Source organism: Paenibacillus sp. ALE2, assembly GCF_054113385.1.
Map to the genome: position 1 here is coordinate 910,361 of NZ_CM134213.1, position 20,433 is coordinate 930,793.

At 46.5% G+C, this 20,433-nt stretch carries 20 protein-coding genes; 8 read left to right on the forward strand and 12 right to left on the reverse strand.

All coding sequences use genetic code 11. The features are described from left to right. Positions 1-303 precede the first annotated feature (303 nt). Both ACXHJ1_RS03735 and ACXHJ1_RS03740 read left to right on the forward strand, forming a co-directional pair. Positions 304-858 (forward strand): TetR/AcrR family transcriptional regulator, encoded by a 555-nt coding sequence (locus ACXHJ1_RS03735; protein ID WP_457905627.1) that lies wholly within the window; start codon positions 304-306, stop codon positions 856-858. Positions 859-871: 13 nt separating this feature from the next. Next, positions 872-1,300, forward strand: a complete 429-nt coding sequence (locus ACXHJ1_RS03740) for a DUF3995 domain-containing protein (protein WP_457905628.1) — start codon at positions 872-874, stop codon at positions 1,298-1,300. 14 nt (positions 1,301-1,314) lie between these two features. Here the strand turns inward: ACXHJ1_RS03740 and ACXHJ1_RS03745 are convergent, their stop codons facing one another. Further along, positions 1,315-2,538 carry an MFS transporter gene (locus ACXHJ1_RS03745; protein WP_457905629.1) on the reverse strand — a complete coding sequence of 408 codons (1,224 nt, stop codon included), beginning with the start codon at positions 2,536-2,538 and terminating at the stop codon, positions 1,315-1,317. Positions 2,539-2,728: 190 nt separating this feature from the next. On the opposite strand from ACXHJ1_RS03745, the gene ACXHJ1_RS03750 reads away from it, so the two are divergent. Further along, complete coding sequence (locus ACXHJ1_RS03750; RefSeq protein ID WP_457905630.1) at positions 2,729-3,307, forward strand: TetR/AcrR family transcriptional regulator; 579 nt, start codon at positions 2,729-2,731, stop codon at positions 3,305-3,307. Between the two features lie 163 nt (positions 3,308-3,470). Here the strand turns inward: ACXHJ1_RS03750 and ACXHJ1_RS03755 are convergent, their stop codons facing one another. Beyond that, entirely contained in the window at positions 3,471-3,893 is a 423-nt protein-coding gene (locus ACXHJ1_RS03755; RefSeq protein ID WP_016819507.1) for a MarR family winged helix-turn-helix transcriptional regulator, read from the reverse strand. A 166-nt stretch (positions 3,894-4,059) separates the two neighbouring features. Between ACXHJ1_RS03755 and ACXHJ1_RS03760 the strand changes: the two genes are divergently transcribed. Beyond that, on the forward strand, positions 4,060-5,529 hold the full coding sequence (locus ACXHJ1_RS03760) for an MFS transporter (RefSeq protein ID WP_016819506.1): 1,470 nt from the start codon (positions 4,060-4,062) through the stop codon (positions 5,527-5,529). Positions 5,530-5,536: 7 nt separating this feature from the next. Here the strand turns inward: ACXHJ1_RS03760 and ACXHJ1_RS03765 are convergent, their stop codons facing one another. The 9 genes from ACXHJ1_RS03765 to ACXHJ1_RS03805 all read right to left on the reverse strand — a co-directional run bounded on the left by ACXHJ1_RS03765 (position 5,537) and on the right by ACXHJ1_RS03805 (position 15,731). After that, positions 5,537-6,613: a Gfo/Idh/MocA family protein gene (locus ACXHJ1_RS03765; protein WP_107734794.1), complete on the reverse strand. Its 1,077-nt coding sequence runs from the start codon at positions 6,611-6,613 to the stop codon at positions 5,537-5,539. 199 nt (positions 6,614-6,812) lie between these two features. Further along, positions 6,813-7,226 (reverse strand): DUF350 domain-containing protein, encoded by a 414-nt coding sequence (locus ACXHJ1_RS03770; RefSeq protein ID WP_016819503.1) that lies wholly within the window; start codon positions 7,224-7,226, stop codon positions 6,813-6,815. Between the two features lie 71 nt (positions 7,227-7,297). After that, a complete protein-coding gene (locus ACXHJ1_RS03775) occupies positions 7,298-8,731 on the reverse strand; it encodes a glutathionylspermidine synthase family protein (protein ID WP_457905631.1) in 1,434 nt (477 codons plus the stop codon). A gap of 1 nt (position 8,732) precedes the next feature. After that, positions 8,733-9,071 carry a hypothetical protein gene (locus ACXHJ1_RS03780; protein WP_039276693.1) on the reverse strand — a complete coding sequence of 113 codons (339 nt, stop codon included), beginning with the start codon at positions 9,069-9,071 and terminating at the stop codon, positions 8,733-8,735. Beyond that, entirely contained in the window at positions 9,071-9,229 is a 159-nt protein-coding gene (locus ACXHJ1_RS03785; protein WP_225164838.1) for a hypothetical protein, read from the reverse strand. The genes ACXHJ1_RS03780 and ACXHJ1_RS03785 overlap by 1 nt, the downstream gene beginning before the upstream one ends. A 487-nt stretch (positions 9,230-9,716) precedes the next feature. Further along, positions 9,717-10,622, reverse strand: a complete 906-nt coding sequence (locus ACXHJ1_RS03790) for a M15 family metallopeptidase (RefSeq protein WP_016819500.1) — start codon at positions 10,620-10,622, stop codon at positions 9,717-9,719. Between the two features lie 151 nt (positions 10,623-10,773). Then, positions 10,774-11,499 carry a phosphoribosylglycinamide synthetase gene (locus tag ACXHJ1_RS03795; protein WP_457905632.1) on the reverse strand — a complete coding sequence of 242 codons (726 nt, stop codon included), beginning with the start codon at positions 11,497-11,499 and terminating at the stop codon, positions 10,774-10,776. 20 nt (positions 11,500-11,519) lie between these two features. Then, entirely contained in the window at positions 11,520-14,645 is a 3,126-nt protein-coding gene (locus ACXHJ1_RS03800; RefSeq protein WP_457905633.1) for a DEAD/DEAH box helicase, read from the reverse strand. A 141-nt stretch (positions 14,646-14,786) separates the two neighbouring features. Then, positions 14,787-15,731, reverse strand: a complete 945-nt coding sequence (locus ACXHJ1_RS03805) for a helix-turn-helix transcriptional regulator (protein ID WP_126666781.1) — start codon at positions 15,729-15,731, stop codon at positions 14,787-14,789. Between the two features lie 103 nt (positions 15,732-15,834). On the opposite strand from ACXHJ1_RS03805, the gene ACXHJ1_RS03810 reads away from it, so the two are divergent. Continuing rightward, a complete protein-coding gene (locus ACXHJ1_RS03810; RefSeq protein WP_457905634.1) occupies positions 15,835-16,374 on the forward strand; it encodes a dihydrofolate reductase family protein in 540 nt (179 codons plus the stop codon). Between the two features lie 347 nt (positions 16,375-16,721). Here the strand turns inward: ACXHJ1_RS03810 and ACXHJ1_RS03815 are convergent, their stop codons facing one another. After that, positions 16,722-17,426: a TetR/AcrR family transcriptional regulator gene (locus ACXHJ1_RS03815; RefSeq protein ID WP_290403627.1), complete on the reverse strand. Its 705-nt coding sequence runs from the start codon at positions 17,424-17,426 to the stop codon at positions 16,722-16,724. A 402-nt stretch (positions 17,427-17,828) separates the two neighbouring features. Between ACXHJ1_RS03815 and ACXHJ1_RS03820 the strand changes: the two genes are divergently transcribed. The 3 genes from ACXHJ1_RS03820 to ACXHJ1_RS03830 all read left to right on the forward strand — a co-directional run bounded on the left by ACXHJ1_RS03820 (position 17,829) and on the right by ACXHJ1_RS03830 (position 20,409). After that, a complete protein-coding gene (locus tag ACXHJ1_RS03820) occupies positions 17,829-18,206 on the forward strand; it encodes a RidA family protein (RefSeq protein WP_457905635.1) in 378 nt (125 codons plus the stop codon). A 34-nt stretch (positions 18,207-18,240) separates the two neighbouring features. Continuing rightward, on the forward strand, positions 18,241-19,302 hold the full coding sequence (locus ACXHJ1_RS03825; protein WP_457905636.1) for a proline racemase family protein: 1,062 nt from the start codon (positions 18,241-18,243) through the stop codon (positions 19,300-19,302). Between the two features lie 141 nt (positions 19,303-19,443). Then, positions 19,444-20,409 carry an ornithine cyclodeaminase family protein gene (locus ACXHJ1_RS03830; RefSeq protein ID WP_457905637.1) on the forward strand — a complete coding sequence of 322 codons (966 nt, stop codon included), beginning with the start codon at positions 19,444-19,446 and terminating at the stop codon, positions 20,407-20,409. The last annotated feature ends 24 nt before the right edge of the window (positions 20,410-20,433 follow it).

Here is a 20,433-nt window from a genome sequence, read left to right on the forward strand (position 1 = left end):
TTCAACGTCACGGCTACAAAGGGGTAACTTCACATGCGGTTGCCGGAAAAGCTCTCAGCCTTGGCTTTTCTCTCTGAACGGCCCTTCAAGGAAATCATGTCTTTGGTCAATGCCTTGAATATTACTATATGCTACAGCATTATAGTTCAAATTCACAGGTATTTCAAGTGGGCGTTTATGTAATTTTATGCCCGTTATTGATCATCTGGCTGTGGAGACGAATCGGCTTATATTTACACACCACTAAAACTATTGTAAAATCATTTTATCTAGACGATACCGTACAGAAAGAGAGCGCGAGAGATGCCTAAGATTATTGTCACAGAAGAACAATGGATTCAAAAAGGAATGGAACGTTTTGAGCAGGGTGGAATCGATCAACTTGTTGTTGAAAAAATGTCCGCTGCTTTAGGGTGCAGTAAGAGCAGTTTTTATTGGTATTTTAACAATCGCAGCAGCTATATTCGACAGATTGTAGAGACATGGAAGGCACAGACGACGCAACAGGTTATGGCCGCGTCCATCACCTATGCTGCCGCAGATGAGCGGATTCGAGAAGTGCTAACCCAGATGTTCGGCAAGACGAAACGGGGAGATTTTCTGTTTTATCTACGCAGGCTGTCATTGAAGGATGATAGTTACCGTGCTTTACTCGATGAAGTTGAACAGATGAGAATGGAGTTTATGAAAGAGCTTTTAATCCAGAAGGGAATGCAGCCAGAAAAAGCCTTTCAGAGATCATGGATATTGTACCATTACTACTTGGGTTGGTATGAGCGTCACAAGCAAGAGACGTTAAGTGAAGAAGCCATTCAGCAACATATTCATATGATTTGGACAGAGTGGATTTCAAATTAAGGAGGGAAGTCAGATGTTGGAGTTACTTACATGGGCAGTTGGCGGAATTTTATTTATACTGAGCGGCATGCATGTATATTGGGTATTCGGCGGACAAACAGGCGCTAAGGCAGCGATCCCAAGCACGGGAACGGATTTGCTCTTTAAACCCTCCAAAATAGGGACATCAATTGTTGCCTTTTTACTAGCTTTAGCCGCTTGGTTCGTCCTGCAGCTAGGGGGAGTTGCACCATTTCGGTTTTTTCATTCCTTCTATTCCTACGGTGCAGACTTGTTGTCGAGCTTATTTATTTTACGTTCAATAGGAGATTTCAAATGGGTTGGGTTCTTCAAGAGAAAAAAAGGAACTGTTTTTGCAAAATGGGACACCGTGCTCTACTCGCCCCTTTGTTTTCTCTTGGGAACAGCCATTTTAATGATCATGCTTTTGCGTACGGCATAGCCTAAAGATGATCTTTACCCGTTTTGTTTCTTTCGTACGTCTCCACTCGTTTCTTTCTCAGTGAAAAAGTACAGTAAAGCCAGCACAGGCAAGATGACTCCAATCAGAGCACTTAAATTCCAACCACCTAATGCGTAAGACCAACCACCTAATGATGATCCAATCGCTCCACCTATGAAAAAGATAGACATGAATAATCCGTTCAGACGCCCTCTCGCTTCACTTCCCAAGGAGTAAATAACACGCTGTCCAAGCACAAGATTTCCCGATACAGCCATATCCAGTGTAATGGCTGAAATAAAGAGCAGGAAGAGCGCAACCGTCGAATGACTTTGAAAAATATAGATGACCAAAAAGGACAAGGCGGCAATGACCATAGCTAGCCCGGTTAATACTTTGCTCCAGCCTTTGTCAGCCAATCTCCCGGCAATCGGAGCAGCTATTGCGCCGCCTACACCTACTAAAGCAAACAGTGCAATCCCTTGCTGAGACATGCCGAAATCATCCGCCAAGCGTAGAGGAACAACCGTCCAAAACAGGCTGAAGGCGCCAAATAAGCAGGCTTGATACAGGGCACGCCGGCGCAGTGCAGGCGTTTGTTTGAACAGAGTACCTAGTGAGAAAATCAGTTTACTGTAAGATACCGTAGGCACAGGCTTGCGCTCCGGAAGTGCTTTCGACAGGAGAATCGTCAACAACGTCAAAACAATGGCTGACATAATAAATACGGCTTGCCATCCCCAGATGCTGGTTATGAAGCTTGCCAATGGACGTGCGAACATAATCCCTAGCAGGAGTCCGCTCATAACATTCCCTACAACCCGGCCGCGCTGCTCTTCGGATGCTAAATAGGTAGCATACGGCACCAGTATTTGGGCAACTACAGATCCAACTCCAATGAACAAGGATGCAGTAAGGAACAACGTGGCATTGGGGGCGAAGGCAGCAACGAGCAATGCACAGACTGTAATGATGAGCGATACGATCATTAGACGTCGATTTTCAATAATGTCACTAATCGGTACGATAAACAGCAATCCGACAACATAACCGATTTGAGTTAAGGTAACAATGAAGCCCGCTGTTGTGGAAGAAAGACCCAGCGCCACATGAATAGGCCCTACCAGAGTTTGAGCATAGTAAAGGTTGGCAACAATAAGGCCACATGCTGCTGCCAACAGAAACATCATCCAATTTGAAATACGGTTACCTTCTACGGCTTGTTGTTCTCTTTGCATGATAATCCTCCTCAATAATTTAAATACTGAACGTATAGTTCATTAATTTGATAATCAAATAATATACTGAACGTTTCGTTTTGTAAATAGGCAAATTCAAATTTTTATTCTTACCTGATATTTGATATACTGAACGTATAGTTTACTTTTCTATGTTTTCTTATATCTATGTAAGAAGGTGAGCATTCCAGTGCAGAGTAAAAGAGGACGTCCGCGTAATGTTGAGTCGCAAAAATCTATCCTTACCGCTTCTTATGAACTACTGTTGGAGCAAGGATTTGGGGCTGTTACGGTAGAAAAAATTGCTGAGCGAGCAAAAGTGAGCAAAGCCACCATATATAAATGGTGGCCTAACAAAGCTGCCGTAGTAATGGATGGTTTCCTATCAGCTACCATGGCAAGATTGCCCGTACCCGACACAGGTCGTGTATTGGACGATATTCTTATTCATGCTACGAATTTAGTACGGTTCCTAATCAGTCGAGAAGGTAAAATCATTACGGAGTTAATTGGTGAAGGGCAACTTGATCCAGGATTAGCAGAGGCATACCGAACACGATATTTTCATCCTCGAAGACTTGAAGCCAGGCATCTAATTGAGCGGGGAATTGAGCGCGGGGAATTGAAGGAGCATCTCGATGTTGAATTATGTATCGATCTCATTTATGGGCCGATTTTTTATCGATTGCTGGTAACTGGTTATCCATTAGACGATACCTATGTCCGACAATTAGTCATGAATGCGTTCGAAGGGATTAGCTTGGACTGAATTGCGAATGCCATATAGCGGGATCATTTCTACCGTGCAATAAACCTTTAGATTGCACCAAGCAGCCACCACTGGGTATTCTCTGTGATAGCTGCTTTTTTTCTTTTTTCTTTTTTTCCTTTTTCTTTTACCCGCCGATCCTCTATGCTAACTCCTGATTTATTTATTCGTCAGGATCTGTACTAATCTTTTGCAGTAAGTCGATTAGAAGGTCCTCTTGCTCTTCGGATAAATTGCGGGCAAGACCAGCATTGAGCTCGTCCAATATCCCTTGTAAGACAGGAGCGAATTCTAACGCCTTGGCCGTAGGAGACACAAGTTGGGAACGACGATCATTGGGGTCCGTTTTACGTTCAATGTAGCCTGATTCCTCTAATTGTTTTACAGAGCGTGTCGTGGTTGCCTTGTCAAATTTAAGTTCATTCGTCAGCTGCTCCTGTGTAATGCCCGGCCGCTGCAAAATCAGCTTTAGGAAACTGTGTTGTCCCCCACTGCCGATTCCATAAGGAGCCAGTTTTTTGGACAGTATTTTTTGATTTCGACGGTACAGGTGGGAAATTAGCTTTCCAATCGGTTTTTTTCTCATCAAATACACCTCATTGGCTTGAAAATGGCAATCCCCAGCTGGGACCAAAACAAAGTTTACAATACTATTGTTGCGCACGCAACTAATTTGCTGTACACTAGAACCGTTCATTTAGTTGCGCATGCAACTAATAAAAAGGGCTTTCAACGATAAAGAGGTGTTCATAATGAGTTCAACTGCTACAACTGTTGCAACCTATCAAGAGAATATCGAAGTTCAGAAGAAACGTTGGATGATTTTGATTGTTTTAAATCTGTTTACGTTTATGTCCACTTTGGATGGAAGCATTGTTAATATTGCTCTTCCTGTGTTGTCCCGCACGTTACACTTACCTGTGGCACAAATTGAATGGGTGACAACCGCCTATTTAATGGCGATATGTACCGCTATTTTATTTTTTGGCAAGCTGGGGGATATGGTCGGTAAAATCAAAATATTCAAAATCGGCACAATCATATTCATTCTCGGCTCCCTATTGTGCGGTCTTAGCTCTTCACTCTCCCTATTGCTGATTTCGCGCATCATTCAGGCCATTGGAGCATCCATGACCATGGCGAACAGCCAAGGGATCGTAACAGATATCTTCCCGTCCACTGAACGGGGCAAAGCGCTTGGCCTCATCGGAACCTTCGTTTCTCTGGGCAGTATCGCCGGGCCGAGCTTGGGCGGTATTATTGTCTCCTCGCTGGGCTGGCAATACATTTTCTGGGTCAATGTACCGATAGGCCTGGTCGCTGTCTTTCTTGGCTGGAAGCTCCTACCGAAGGATCTGATCAAGGTGAAGGATAAGGTTGACATTCCCGGCAGCCTGGTGTTTGCCATTTTTATTCTGACCTTGTTCGTCGGATTGTTGCTGGGACAGCAGGTCGGGTATGGAGACGCACGTATTATTGCTTCACTGGTAGTGGCTGTAGTTGCTTTTGCCGTATTCATTCGGTTGGAATTGCGTCGTCCGCAGCCGCTGTTACAGCTCGCATTATTCAAAAATCCATTGTTCTCACTCAGTATCCTGTGTGCTTTTCTGGTGTTTGTCGCTAACTTCTGCTTTAATATCATTTCGCCTTTCTATGCGCAGAATATGCTGAACTTGTCGCCTTTTTATGCCGGATTTCTGCTGATGTTGTTCCCCATCTCTATGGTTATTGTAGCCCCGCTCAGCGGTGCGCTTTCCGATAAAATCGGGTCTGAACTGCTCACTTTCGCCGGGCTGGTCGTTATGGTCGTTGCCCAAATTGGATTAGCCCAGCTGCATGCAGGCAGCTCCATCCCGCTCGTCGGTCTGTGGATTGCCATGCTGGGTATTGGCAGTGGTTTATTCCAATCGCCGAACAACTCGCTGATTATGTCCAAGGTACCCCGCACACAGCTCGGCTCAGCCGGAAGTGTTAATTCGCTGGTGCGCAACGTCGGTATGGTTGTAGGGATTACGCTGGCCACATCCATTCTCTTTTATATTATGAGTAAAGAGGCTGGTTATCGGGTCACCGGATTGGTTCCGGGTCACCCTGAAATTTTTCTGGCAGGCATGCATGTAGTCTTTATGACGTCTGCCTCCATCTGTCTTGTGTCGGCATTGTTAACAGGCTGGAGGCTGATCGGGGCTAAACGGGCAAGAACGCAACAAGAAAAGAGTTAGGACCTCCTTACACTTCTACTAAACGCCCATTCTCTCTCCAGGATTGCAGTATTTTCTCAAGTACCCACTGATTCTTGTATCCGTCATCGAACAGCGGGGCTCGGTCCACGAACTCCCCCCTTGCCAGCTTAACAAAATCGCCATCGGCTGTATGATTATAGATTGGTGGAACAGCCCAATTCTCGTATTCGGCATCCGGGTGTTCCAGGTCACGCAGCACGATGCGAATACTTTCCGGATTATTGAGACTAGCGTGCAGCGTACCGAGCTCGCCGTAGATATCCACTTCGATATCGTGACGTTTGCCGATGGCATTTTTGTGAGTGATGAAGGTACCCACGGTATTATCGCCAATGATGCCATGAAAGGCGGCGAGATCTTCCACATCCACTTTTACAGGCAGACCCGTGACCGGATCGGGCCGCTCAGGTGTAATGATATGTAGCAGCGCCGCGACGCTTTTAAATTCACCAATCAGAAAACGGGCCAGATCAATAATATGTGAGGCAGTATCCCCCACGACTCCAGAGCCGGCCTTGGCTAAATTGTGTCGCCATGTATAAGGATGCTGACGATACGGTGAAAATGAATCCATTAGATAGCGGAATTGAATATTGTAGATTTTACCCAGCTTATGCTCTTCCAGCAGTTGCTTGACATATTGGAAGGCCGCTCCGTAGCGATGCTTGTAGTGAACCAGCAAAGGCACTGGATTCACAGTATACAGCTTTTTCAATTCACCTGCCTCAGACCACGTGAGCGTCAATGGTTTTTCTGCCAGTACAGCTTTGTGTTCTTCCAGCGCAATCCTAATAATGTCAAAATGCACATCATTGGGTGTCAGCGACAGAATCGCATCTACCTTTGGGTCACGGATCAATGCTTCATAATGGGAGTACCGCTTGGAAGCAGGCAGTTGCAATTGCTCTCCGATGACTTGAAGGCGGTTCGCATTTACATCACTAACGGCCACAATCGATACCCCCGACATGCTGTGTAATGATCTGATATGATATTCAGCGATCAAGCCCAAGCCGATGATCCCCACCCGAATGGGTAGGATTGAGGAGGTAAAGGTACTCATATGTTCAGAATTCCCTTCTTTGCAATTTGGTTTGATATCTGGAGCACATTTCTTTTTGCTATGCAGTATCACCCTTACCTTTGTAGAATAGTCCCCACCAAGTGAATACAATTCCCCGTAAAAAAAAGAATCTGCAGCTCCGTTGTTCGGTTTTGCAGATTCTTTGTACCTCTTCTCTATATTAACTACATCATTTCGACTACATCAAAAATGTACCTACGACAAAAGATACCCCAATGATGATTGAGCGTAGCAGTTGTGCCAGAGCCACATTGCCTTTAGCAATTTCCTCGCACACCTTGGTACGCGGCGTTACCAGATCAAAAATCACATAGACCAGGCACAGCACTACAATGCCTACGGCCGACCAGGTCAGCATATCGAGCCATGAATGGCTGCTATACGACACCATTCCCACGATAATACACAGGCCTAGCAGCTTTGCCCCCATGTAGATACCTGCCGCTTCATTGCCGCGTGCGATTTCCTGATTATCGTTATAACGTGTCAGTAAGCTGAACACAAAATAACCTACGATTAAGATGGCAAACAAGATAAGCAGGCCGATACCTACATTACCCAATGCGTTGCCCAAACTGATATGAGAGTCCAATTTTTTTCCTCCTTATGATACTTATGAATAGGAACAGATCTGTTCGAATAGTGTACATTGTGCAATTCAGCTTATACAGCGGGTGGATTAGAAGGTTCGTTGGCAACGGCGGCAGCGCAATAATAGGCCATATCCCCTGTTACCTTTTCACCGATTCGCGGCAGGACCCCCGCAAAACGCCCCCCGATCACGAATATGCCTGTCAGCACGTAGCCGTGAAATAGCCCTTCCTCCGTCTGCACCTCTGCGCTCTGCATGGGCCACAGCTGCTGATAAATCTTAGGCTGTCCCTCGTAATAAGCGGCAATATGTGCGGCTTCCTCCTGTTCAGGCGTTAGTGGAGCATCAACTTGATGAAGCAGATCAGGCTGGTCAGCCTTCACATTTTCAACCACTCCCAAGACGCCTTCCAGTCTCTCCTCGGGTTCAGGCTGCTCAATCAAATGCGTCCCTTTACCCTCTCGTCCCCATATACCTTTGGCGACATAAGGCTCTTGATTTTGTAGAAACACGGATGGCTCAAAATATGTAGGTAGCAGGTAGGTTCGTATGACCTCCAGCTCCCGGTCGTTAAATAAACGAAAACCGCAGAACGCTGGTGTCTGCTCATTGCGCTCGTACAGCGACCATACGGTTGCGGTGAACCCCTTGCTCTGGGTAATGATATGCTGCGGCGGATTAATTAGTCCTATTTTCCCGTCTGCCACCATATCCATTAACGCCTGCCCCACCTCAAGACCCGTGTCCTCTTCCCGATCATCAATCAGGTATTCCAGCGGATACAGGCGATAGAGGATGTGAATCTGCTCTCCCCGGTGATACAATCCTTCATTCGGGATAATTTCCAGTTCTTCCAATGGCGCATAAACCACTTCAAACCCGGCTTGTTCACATAAACGCATAATATATTTGGTATTCGTCTGATCCTCGATATGCCAATCATAGCAAGTGAAGTGCACCTTTGTCCCTAAACCCTTGCGGCTATAAAAATGAATGAGCTCCGTCAAGGCAGACTGAATCGCCTCATCCATTCCAGATGAGGGTCCATGTAGAGCAATATCATCCCTTGACATTCCCTCACTATGCAGCACCTCAAGCAGCTTTCCTTCGAGATAAGCCACCTCGGGAATCCCGGTTGGGGTATCGGTGTTATTCTCAATGCACTTGATCCCCGCTTCCCCCACAATCCAGTCCTGTCGGGTGATCCCATCCGGCGCGACCTCCATACGTGCAGCACGCAGCAAGCCTGGATGAATTCCCAACCGCTCCACCAGGTATTCATCCGGCATATAGCGCTGGATGAATTGCTGAACTTTGCGATAAATACGATGTACCGCCTCAGAAGCAGCCTGAAGCTCTGCCAGCTCGCTTTCCCGATACACCGTTAAGGCCGGCACGCAATAGGACTTGCCGTACATGCGATGATACGGAATCATACGGCTGATTTCACCCTGAAAAAGCTCGTCATGTTCATAAGGCAATTGCCGAATCGTACGTATGCTCATCTTAACCCCCAGAAAAAAAGCCGCTGTGTGAGCCGCTGCTGCCAAAACCACTGTGTGAGTTGGATGATGAAGACGAGCTTCTGCGATAAGAACTGGAAGATGAACGACTGTTATGGTACGAGGAGCCTCCGCTATAATAGGTCGATCCACCATAATAATACCCGCTGCTGCCTGAATCCCGACAGGCCGTTTGCTCCGATACGGGGAGCTCGTCGCAGTCATAATACTCATCGTCACCGCAACCCGTCAGAGCGGCTGGGACAGCCAACATCAGGGCAAAGGCCGCCATCCGTGCACGAGAGCCGGGCTTGGATTTCATGGTTTCCCAAGAATGCTCCATCACAGATCGACCTCCTTCACAAACAAATGCACCTTTTTCAGCTGAGGGTCCAATACTGAATATATAAATTCGTATGTTTTGCCACCCAAAACCGTATAGTGATCCAGTAGCCGTTGGGCCAGCTCCAAGGTAAATACCGAGCCTTCCCGCTGATCCATACTGCGGAACGCAGGCTCATGCCATACCCAGTATAAGGCGCTGAATGTGGAGCTGTAGCCTCCCTCACTAGCCAGGACGAGGTCTGTGATCGACGCGCCGTAAGGCTTCGCACGTTCCCCCGTAAATTCGGTTACATAGACGGAATGATCCGTATGCTCCTCACTTTCATTCGAGATATGCGCCCACAGTTTGTCATGGAGACGCGTAGCGTCTACAAGCTTGCGCAGGAACAGCTCATCTCCCGATACGGACTCCCGTGTCAGGCTGCGCAGTTCCTTTTGAGTGTCTTCTGACCATTCGCGATACGTTAATGAATAATAGATGATGATTCCCTTCCCTTCCTGTACGCTTCTGTCATGAGGTTTACTATAAATCCAAGCATCTGTCGTCGTTCACTATACGAGATTCTACCTTGAAAAGGTTCAATTTGGAAGAAAAATACGACAAAAAGCCGCAATCCCCAGGATTACGGCTTGGTTGTAGCGGTTATAGTTTGATATTGCTTTCGTCGAAATACTCCTCAAGTGTCAGCCCCTGCTTGGCTACATCCTCTGCAATGTCTACTCCCACATAACGGATATGCCAAGGCTCGTACACATAGCCGGTCACATCTTCTTTACCCTTCATATAACGAATAATAAATCCGTATTCCGGTGCATGTTGTTCCAGCCATTCACCTTCCTTAGAAGCACCGAAGGATTGCTCCAGCTCATTGCCTACGCTGGGGCTGGATACGTCAATGGACAATCCCGTCTGATGCTCACTCGTACCTGGTACGGCGCTGACTTTAGAGGCATATTCCTGCCCCTTTGTCTTTACATTGTTGTTGAAAATAGACACCTGACGCTTATAGGAACGGTATCCCGATACCGCACGCAGCTCAATGCCGTCCTTTTTCGCACCGTCGAACAGCTTCTCCAGTGCCTCTGCCGCTTCCTTACGCAAATGCCGCTTCTCATGCGGTCCCTCGAAGGAAAAAGGCACCTGCGGCTCCACCAGATCATCCGGGACATAGCCCACGGGCAAGCTGCGCTTTTTGTTCACAACGACTGTATCTGAAGTCGCATTGGTGACAACCGCTGTTCCATCCTCTTCCTTAACCGTAGCTTGCAGCGCACTCTGGCTCCGCAACGCCATTACAGGGTCGGCTTGTCCGCTTCCAGTACCCGCGGTGGCTTGTCCAGCGCTAGCGCTGCCATTCCCCGCATCCGGCTGGGTGGAAGGCTGTACATTCTCCTGTACCGCTGTAGACGATTTTAATGGCTCACTTTCCTGTCCACCTGATCCTCCTTGCTGGCACGCTGCTAGCAATAGGCCCGGCAGGATCAGCCCCGGAATAAGCGCTTTAGTCCATCGCTGAGATGTGCGCGTCTGTTGTATATGTCGTTTCATGCTGGTATCTCCTCCAATATTGCAATTGATACATGACTTGCAGTGACTTTTCCGTTTCCCCATTGTAACTGAACTTTGGACACACTTCGAAGCTGTTATCCTATCCAATGAAGGTGAACAGTCTCGAAAAAGGAAGCATATCCCCGAATTGTTACGGATTATGACGTTTTTGCGGGATTGCAGCCCGAGCTCGCTCGGCTACCCGTTCACGTATGAGTTTCAGTGCTTCTTCAGCACGGGGTAACCTCGGCAGCAAAGACGTAATATCAGTTTCCTTCTTGAAAGCAAGTTTCTGTGGCAGATGGATTTCAATGGCATGAAAGCCTGCTCCGGGACGATGCAATGCTCCTTCAGCTGCGGATTCTGCAATCCATTCGCTAATTGCTGCCGATCCGCTGCGTCCGCCCTCCGCGCGTGAGGTAGGCTCAAGCGCGGGGGAGGTTCTCTGCACATGGGATAACTCTCCAGCCCAAGCACTAAACACGTACTCCAGCAGTTCTTCCTGCGTCATTCCGATCAACGCCGGACAGTGTTGGGGCTCGTTTTTCAGCCCAGCCTGAAGAGCTTCCTTCACGTCTTCGACTGCACCCACTCCATTCTCTCTGCTGGAAACGGCGGTCTCAGCTGCGAGTTGAATAATTTCATCCAGCGACAGGCAGGCTTCTCCTTTCAGGAGACGGTAGATGTCCAAAGGCTCCGCTTTTAGCTGCTCCAGCCATGCCCCTCGCTCTTCCTGGTTCAGTACAGGCACTGGGCCAGTGCATTGGACGGGTTGTGCGGAAGGTACACCCGTCGATTCACCTTCCGGCCCATTTCCGTCAAATCCCACGATCCATCGACCGTCAGTTACGTCCAGCTTCACTCGCGGTCTCGTCATCGCCTTCATCCTTTCTCTGATCACTCGATCCATACATCATTTTGCAACGCAATCAGACCACGCAGTTCATCATCAGACATTTCGGTGAGCCAATGTTCACCCGAGCCGACAACCTGTTCGGACAGTGCCTTTTTGCTCTCGATCAGCTCATCGATTCTTTCCTCCAGTGTCCCCTGACAAATCAACTTGTGCACTTGTACATTGCGACTTTGACCAATACGGAATACCCGGTCTGTCGCCTGATTTTCCACCGCAGGATTCCACCAGCGATCATAGTGAATGACATGGCTGGCACGCGTCAGGTTCAGACCCACGCCACCTGCACGCAAGGAAAGTACGAATATATTCGGTCCTTTTCCCTGCTGGAAGTTGTGAACCATTTCGTCCCGTCTGGTTTTCGCCAGTCCCCCATGCAGGAAATATGGCTCTTCTCCCAAAATTTTGGCCAAACGGGAAACCAGTAGTTCTCCCATCGACACATATTGGGTGAAAATCAGCGCCGATTCATCGTTCTCGCGAATGGTTTCTACCAATTCCAGCAGTCGCTCCATTTTGCCCGAGTTTTCGGCTTTACTGCTGTCAGCACGGCCTGGAATAATTAAACCCGGATGATCACAGATTTGCTTCAACTTGGTCAGCGACGACAGGACAAGCCCTTTGCGGGCCATACCGACCTGTCCATCCAGTGTTCCCAACAATTGATCCACCACACCGCGGTATAATCCGGCCTGCTCTGGTGTCAGTACGCAATAGGACTTCAACTCCAGCTTCTCTGGCAAATCCTTGCGGATATCCGGATCGCTTTTGAGCCGACGCAGCATGAACGGGGAGACGAGACGATGAAGCTCACGCAACGCGGACCCCCGTTCCTCTCCTGCCAGACTGTACCGCTGGCGGAATGAAGACGCTGTACCAAGATACCCTGGATTCAGGAATTGGAAAATAGACCACAGTTCGCTCAAGCGATTCTCTACCGGAGTACCTGTCATGGCAATCCGATGTGGTGCGGACAACTTCATGACGCTTTGTGCCTGCTTAGTGCGTGCATTTTTTATATATTGCGCCTCATCCAACACGATGGAAGACCAGTAGACCGCAGATAAATCGCTGCCGTCCCGGCCCGCCAAATGATAGGTAGTGAGGACGATATCATACTCGCGTACATTTTCCTGAAACTGCTCCCCGTGGAGTCGCTGGTTGCCATGGTGAATATAAAGCGACAAATCCGGTGAAAAGCGCTTCAATTCCCGCTGCCAGTTGCCAAGCAAGGACGTCGGACAGATGATTAACGCCGGACGCTGATCCTCTGCTCCGATGCCACCATCGAGCAGACAGGTAATAACCTGAATCGTTTTACCCAGCCCCATATCGTCCGCCAGGCAGACACCAAAGCCCAATCCGCGCATCGCAGCCAGCCATTGAAAACCCCGCTCTTGATACGGCCGTAGTGCACCATGCAGCGTCTCCGGCACAGGACGCGGCTCTACGGAACGGAGTACCCCTCCCTCAGCCAACGACGCAAGCAATCCGGCGGATTCCGCGCCAAAGATAGACAAGCCCTTCCATGAGGCCTCGCCTGCACTTTCATTTTCCGCAGCCAAATGCATCCATTCGGACAAGCTCATTTCACCGTTTTCTCCACGCTTGATAAAGCGCAGCACCTGACGAATTTCCTTGGGGTCTACCTCGATCCATTCCCCTCCGAGACGTACATATGGCAAATTGGCCGCGACGATGCTTTCCAGTTCCTCCATCGTCAAGGCCGTATCCCCCAGCACAGCCTCGGCATCAAACGAAATCATGCGGTTAATGCCAACAGACGATGTATCGGCGATCACACCATCTGGCTTGGTCCCCTGCTCTGTCGAGCGCATTTTAAGCCGCAAGCCTGCACGTCTTCGCCCCTCCCGGCTCCAGCGTGAAGGCATTTGCACAGTAATACCGTTCTTTTGTAAAGAAGGTACGGCTTCCGTCAGGAAGCGGAAGAACATCTCCGGCTCCAGGGTCACCCCCTCGGGATAAGGGCGGTTTAATGCTTCCTGCAATATAGGTGCCGCTTCAGCCGCCTGTCCGAGCCTCGTCAGCAGTTGCGCCTGCACTTGACGGTACACAATTTCACCGCGAACCAGATCACGTTCAGGATATGCCCACAATGCCAGAGCAGGCAGTCGTAATCCGGGCTCTGCATCGCTTTCTGCCCAAAAGGTAATGCGCCATTCCTGGATACTCTCTTCCAAAGAAGGCTCCAAACGAAGGCACAGACGCAATTGCCCTTCAATGGGTTCCTTGGCTTCCCGTTCGGTGACAGGCATCGTGCTTCCCTCAAGAGAGGACGCCTGAAGAACCAGCTCCTCCATCTCAGCAGGCGTTCCCTGAATCGCAACCTGACGCGAACCCGTCAACAGACTGTTCCACCACAGCTCCGCCAGCGGTGATCCTCCGCGCCGATAATCTGCCCGATATCGTCCCAGCTCACGATCTGACGCAGCCAGCACCGCGGTCGTTTCTGCATGAACGACCGCACACAAGAAGGAATACAGCACCATTCCAGCTGCATCCTCACGTGTTTCTGGCTCCTTGCCCGCAAAAACGGCCGGAGCAGCCATACAAACAGCCGGCATCGCAGCTGCCAGCTCATGAAAGCGGCGGATGTCCTCCTCTTCGCGAAGCCGAGGAATCCACACCCCTACCGCCGCATCCGGACCGCGTCGTCGCGGTCCAGAGGGACGCGCCTCTGTAAGTGATGGCACGATTTCGCCCCGCTGCATCAGCTCCAGTGCAAAATAAGCAGCCTTTTGCCAATACTGCATTTCCTCGCCAAGCGTAATGCCCGAAGCCGCACAGCCCTTCTCGTCCAAGCGAGTCAGCAGAGCCATCGTCTCGCGAGGTTCCAGTGCCAGACCCTCCAGCGTACGCCCCAGCATGGAACGTCTTTTGCCACCTCTGCCCGCGGTTTCCACGCGAGCATTGTTAGGTATCCGCACCTCGGCAAGACGCAACGCAGCCTGCCGAAACGGCCGAAGGTCTCCCTTCAGCGTCAGCCTGCGGATCACACTGCTCCACGCATCAATACGTGGTTCCGACGTCTCACCAGAAAAGCAAAAAAACACATCTCCGAGCCATATTCCATAAAGCGGTTGATTCATATCTGTCTCCCGTCCAGCCTTTTGAATTATTACTCTTCATCATATACGAAAACGGGCTCTTTTCAAAACTTTATCACAAAAATAATTGGAAAGTCATACGTTAATAACCTTAAATATTCATGTAATTAACAATTAAGAGACTTATCCTTCCTGATCGGCCTCATCATCCTTCAGATAAGGATTCAGGCTGTCTTGCAGCAGCCGTTTGACTTGCATGCGCAGCTCTTTCGGATATATAACCTCGGCCTCCGGCCCGTATTTTAACAGAAGTCTGGATACATATTTAAACTCTTCGACCGGGATATGTCCGTACCATTCCTGACCCCGCGATTTCTCATGAGAAACATTTTGGAAGAGGGGGTCTGATTCCGCCAGCCGAGCACCTAATGGTGTAAATTCTATTTTTGACGGAATTCCCGTACGCGAATCCTCCGCAGTCAACCATTCCTTAAGGGTGGGAAGGCCGGATAAGGTGTCTTCCAGTATGGTCATTGTCATCACTCTGTCTGAGCGGTACAAAATGATCCGATCTCTGCTTTGCGCAGGCATGTACCAATATCCGTGATCAAAATAGAGCCCCGTCGGATATACTTTCGTCCACTTGTCCCCAGAAGCGGAGCGGTAAAGCATGTTCACCCGGCGTTTATTCAACGCAGCCTCCAAAATGAGCGAGGTGTAGGGTGACTCTGCGTGAGTCGGCATCATCCGAAAAGCGATATAGTCCTTGAATTGATCAATGCTATCCCGCACATCCTGAGGAAGCTCGGCATAATAGTGCTCGGATAAATGCTCCCGCACCGACCCGAAGGGGATGTCCGGGATATTTTCTAGCAGCTGCAGCATGAGAAAAAGACCAAAAGCCTCATCGCGAGCAAGATGAAGGGGAGGAAGAAGTCGATTGGGAAGTGCCCGATAGCCGCCATGAGGTCCGGTTTCGGTATACAGGGGTAACCCGGTCTGCTGCAAATAGTCGAGATCTCTTTGAATCGTCCTGACGGAGACACCAAACCGCTCGGCCAACTCACGTGCCGTATATTTTTTTCGGGAATCCAGTATCCTCATAAGTGCGATTCTGCGTTCGTTCATAAGGTACTCCTCTAATAAAAATAAAGTTTAAACGATTATTTTACTACGACAAAGTATGTCATAAATAGATTGTAACATAGGTGATAGAAAGGAGTGATGAACCATGGATGCTATAAAATCCAACAAAGTCGTATTGTATATTGCCGTGAGTCTTGACGGGTATATTGCACTGCCGGATGGCTCGGTGGACTGGCTGTTTGATGTCAAAGGGGATGGTGGCGACAATGGATATGCCGACTTTTACGACACTGTAGGCACGCTACTGATGGGCAGGCTGACGTATGAAGAGGTATTGAAGCTTTCCGATGATTTCCCCTATGCTGGCAAGCCTTGTTATATACTCACCCGGTCTTTAGCGAAGCATGAGCAAGCACCGCATGTTACATTTACGGACGAGGCTCTGTCTGAGCTAGTTCCGCGTCTGCAAAAACAATCGGAAGGTTTGGTATGGCTAGTAGGTGGAGGTCAGTTAGTTCAGGCCTTCATGCAGGCTGGACTGCTGGAAAAGGCGATCATTGCGATCATTCCTAAAGTGCTTGGACAAGGAATACCGTTATTTCCAGAAGGAACACTGCCAAGTACGTTCAAGCTCGAAGAAGTAGAGCGTCGCGGGGATCTGGTTATGCTGCATTATCTTGTATAAGCAAGTACAGGTTTTATAGTTTTATAGTTCTGTTAATAGAAAAGCCCTCGTATTTCAGAACCATATCTCACCCTGAAATACGAGGACTCTATTGCAATTTCAATACTATCATCCAATCGGTGTTCCATCAGGCAGCTTAACATCCGGTTTTAAGAGAACCATTCATATGACACCCAACAATTTCCAAAAATCCAGAAATAAAATCAATGATTAATGTAAATAAACAGGCTGCCCCAAAAGTAGCTTTTCTTACGGAGGGACAGCCCCCAAGAAGGGCAATTACTGGCGAACAGAGTCATCAGCTTCCATCATTGTCGATGGACGAATGCAGCGTTAAGAGCAGAACCTTATTTATAGTTAAGTATATATTCAAGAAGTTCACTCTTTTTACATGGTATTTTTGAATGGTTCAATAAAAAGTCAATAAGATAATCCAAGTACAATTCTGTAACCTCATATGGATCTTTATAATCCCCGCTTTTTATTTTGGCACACATTCCCAAATGCAAAGCATAACAGAAATCAAATATATATTTTTTATCTTTATTATCGATATATCCATCTTTGATACAGGGATCAGCAATTAGGTTATCACGTTCTTCGATACTTGCTCCTAAAATTCGCTTTTGAATCTCAGATTCCTTTGAGAAGTTGGGATTAGGAAATAGCTCTAAATAACATGCGACTTGACTCAATACATCATCGGAATACTTCGAATAAAAGATATGGGTATACATCTCCGGTTTTTGAAAAGAAAAAATCGCGTACTCTCTCCAAGTCAATAAAAATGTGATATAAGACTTGTTATCAGATGTAATGATGTTGCTTAAAGAAACAAAGTATTCTAAGACACTATTGATCAGTGAGAAGGAAATCAACTGATTTAGATTATCAAAGTAGTTATAGAGTGTCGCACTATTATACCCAGCAAGAGATGATACTCCCCTAATTGTTACGTTTTCTACACCATCCTTTTCAATAATGCTTTGAGTCGCCTCAATGAAATATTCTATAATTCGTTTCCGCTGAATTTCTTTATTTTTACTTCTCATAATAAACCCTCTCATTCAATTCTTATCTTTTTATTATAAAAGTACTTCTTTGGGTTTGCACACTACATTCCTAATAAATTTGATTTTCAAAATCAAAAAAAAGAATTTGCAAAATATAATCAAATGATTATAATATAACTGTTCGATTAAATGTGAATTATTACACAAACTTCTACTCGTGGTGCACAAGCATCTAAACTCTAGAGTCATTCTATGTTTTTAAGGTTTGACTTTTAGAGAGGATTTGTTTTTTCACCCTTGTTTGTGAATAAAAGTACAAACGAACATTAGCTTTTTAGTTGGGAATGTTTTAAAACTCTCAACTAAGCTGCCTATGAAAGTCTAAAGTTATTATCACTACTGGGCGAAGCCTACAATATGCAGAAAGGGGGAACAACATCAATGGAACGTATTAATTCTGAAATAGCTCCAAATGCAATTGGGCCTTATTGCCATGGAACAAAAATAGGAAACCTCATTTTTACTTCTGGACAGATTCCTTTAGATTCTGTTACGGACACATTGGTGACCGAAACTCGACAAGCCACCAGGTTGGTATTGAAAAACCTATTATCCATAGTAGAAGCTGGTGGTGGAAAACTCGAGACGATTGCCAAAGTAGATATTTTTGTAAAAAGTTTGGAAGAGTATGCTGCTCTAAACGAAGAATATGCTGCTTTTTTTGGCGAACACAAACCTGCACGAGTAATTACCCAAGTTTCTGACTTACCAGCAAATGCCACAATGGAAATGGCTATGGTTGCGTTATCGATAGAATAAACAACTTATCTGTCATTCGAGAGGAGTCATATGTATGTTTAAAAGAATGATCCATGCGGTTGAAACCCACGCTGGCGAACCAATGCGTGTAATCACCGGTGGTGTCCCTAACATTCCAGGTAATACGGTGTATGAGCAAATGAAATGGTTGGAGAAAAATGACGACCAAGTCCGTAAATTAATGCTTCGCGAACCAAGAGGATATCCTCCATTATGCTGTAATTTGATCGTTCCACCGAAACATCCAGATGCAGCTGCTGGCTACATTATTATGGAACAAGTGGAATACCCTATGATGAGCGGTGGTAATACTATCGCAGTTGCAACAGTTCTATTAGAAACAGGTATGATCCCTATGCAAGAACCCATTACTGAATTTCAACTAGAAGCTCCCGCTGGATTAATTGGGATTAAAGCTGAATGCCATAATGGGAAAGTGACCCAAGTAACTTTTAAAAATGTACCCGCTTTTGCTGTTCATATAGACGCTGTCATTGATGTTCCACATATTGGTCATGGTGTAGAAAAGGTTAGAGTTGACGTTGCTTGGGGTGGCATGTTCTACGTCATTGCAGATGTTGATCAATTTGACTGGATCGACCTTGAAGCAGATCAAGGAGCCGAAGTTGCTCGCGTATCTGCTCTCATCTTGAAAGCAGCACAAGATCAGCTTCCTGTAGCGCATCCTCACTATCCTGGAGTTGGAATTACAATTTCTCAGCTTTCAGGTAAAACGAATAACCCGAATGCAAGCAGAAGGAACGCTGTCATGGTTGCTAGTGGTCCTATTGATTTTGATAATCCTGCTACTTGGACTGGTGCGATTGACCGTTGTCCTTGTGGAACAGGTACGTGTGCCAAGATGGCTGCTATGTACGCTAAAGGAGAATTAAAACTGAATGAAGCCTTCCGTCATGAAGGGGTTCTAGGAAATATCTTCACCGGGACTTTAATTGAAGAAACTACGATCGGAGATTATAAAGCTGTTGTTCCAACACTAGGTGGACAAGTATGGATCTATGGATTCAGCAACTATGTTCTAGACCCAACAGATCCATTTACTGAAGGATTCACTGTGGGCGATATATGGGCTTAACAAAAATAATAGCTTAATAGCTCATTTTTTAAAAATAAAACCAAAGCCCATTCTAACACTGGTTTTGATTGGGTTTTGGTTTTTTATAACTTTAAGAATTATACAGAATGTAAAACTTTGATTATATCTATGGAGGATAATATGTTACAAATTTCGGAAAAAAGCGTACAAGATACACTTGACATGAAGTTAGTTCTCCCTGTAATTAAAAAGGCTTACGAAGATTGTGTGAAGCAAAAAATATATGCTGGGAATCGCATATTCATGCCAATTCGTGGTGAAGAAAATGTAGGTCAATGGCTAGTTGCTAATTGTACAGAGGAGCCCTTCTTTGGCTCAAAATTTTCATCTGTTTTCCCTGGAAATCTAGAAAAAGGATTACCCAGTGTTATCTCTAAAATCAGTTTATATTCAGCTGAAACAGGTGAACTTCAAGCACTGATTGATGCTAATTATTTGACTGCGATTAAAACAGGCGGTAGCGCAGCAATTGCTACAGATCTTATGGCAAGAAAAGATGCAACTAAGCTAGGGATCATCGGCTCTGGGCTACAAGCGTTTTCTCAAGTCCTGGCGATTCAGGAAGTTCGGCCTATTGAAGAACTTTATGTGTACGATATTGATGCCGAACGAGTGAACAGTTTTATTGAGAGAATCGAGAAAATCAGAAATAATCCATACAAAATCATTGCCGCTAAAACGGCTGATGAGTGCGTGTCATCTTCCGATATTATTTGTACTTGTACCACATCATTAACTCCTGTATTTAAAGGAAGCTCTGTACAACCAGGGACACATATTAATGCGATTGGATCATTCACTTCCTTTATGCAGGAAATTGATACTGATACTGTACTTAAATCAGACAAAGTAATTACTGAACATGTAGAAGGCTTGTGGGAAGCCGCAGGTGACATTTTGATCCCATTCGAACAAGGATTAATTACTAAAGATAAAGTAACAGGTGCTGTGGGAGATGTTCTTGTTGGAAAAATTTCAAAAAGAGAAACAGAACAAGAAATTACTCTTTATGAGAGTGTTGGATCAGGTGTTTTAGATATCGCACTTTCAATTGCAGTTTATCGTAAATTATCAAAAAACTCTTAATCGAATCTTATTAACATCCACAGA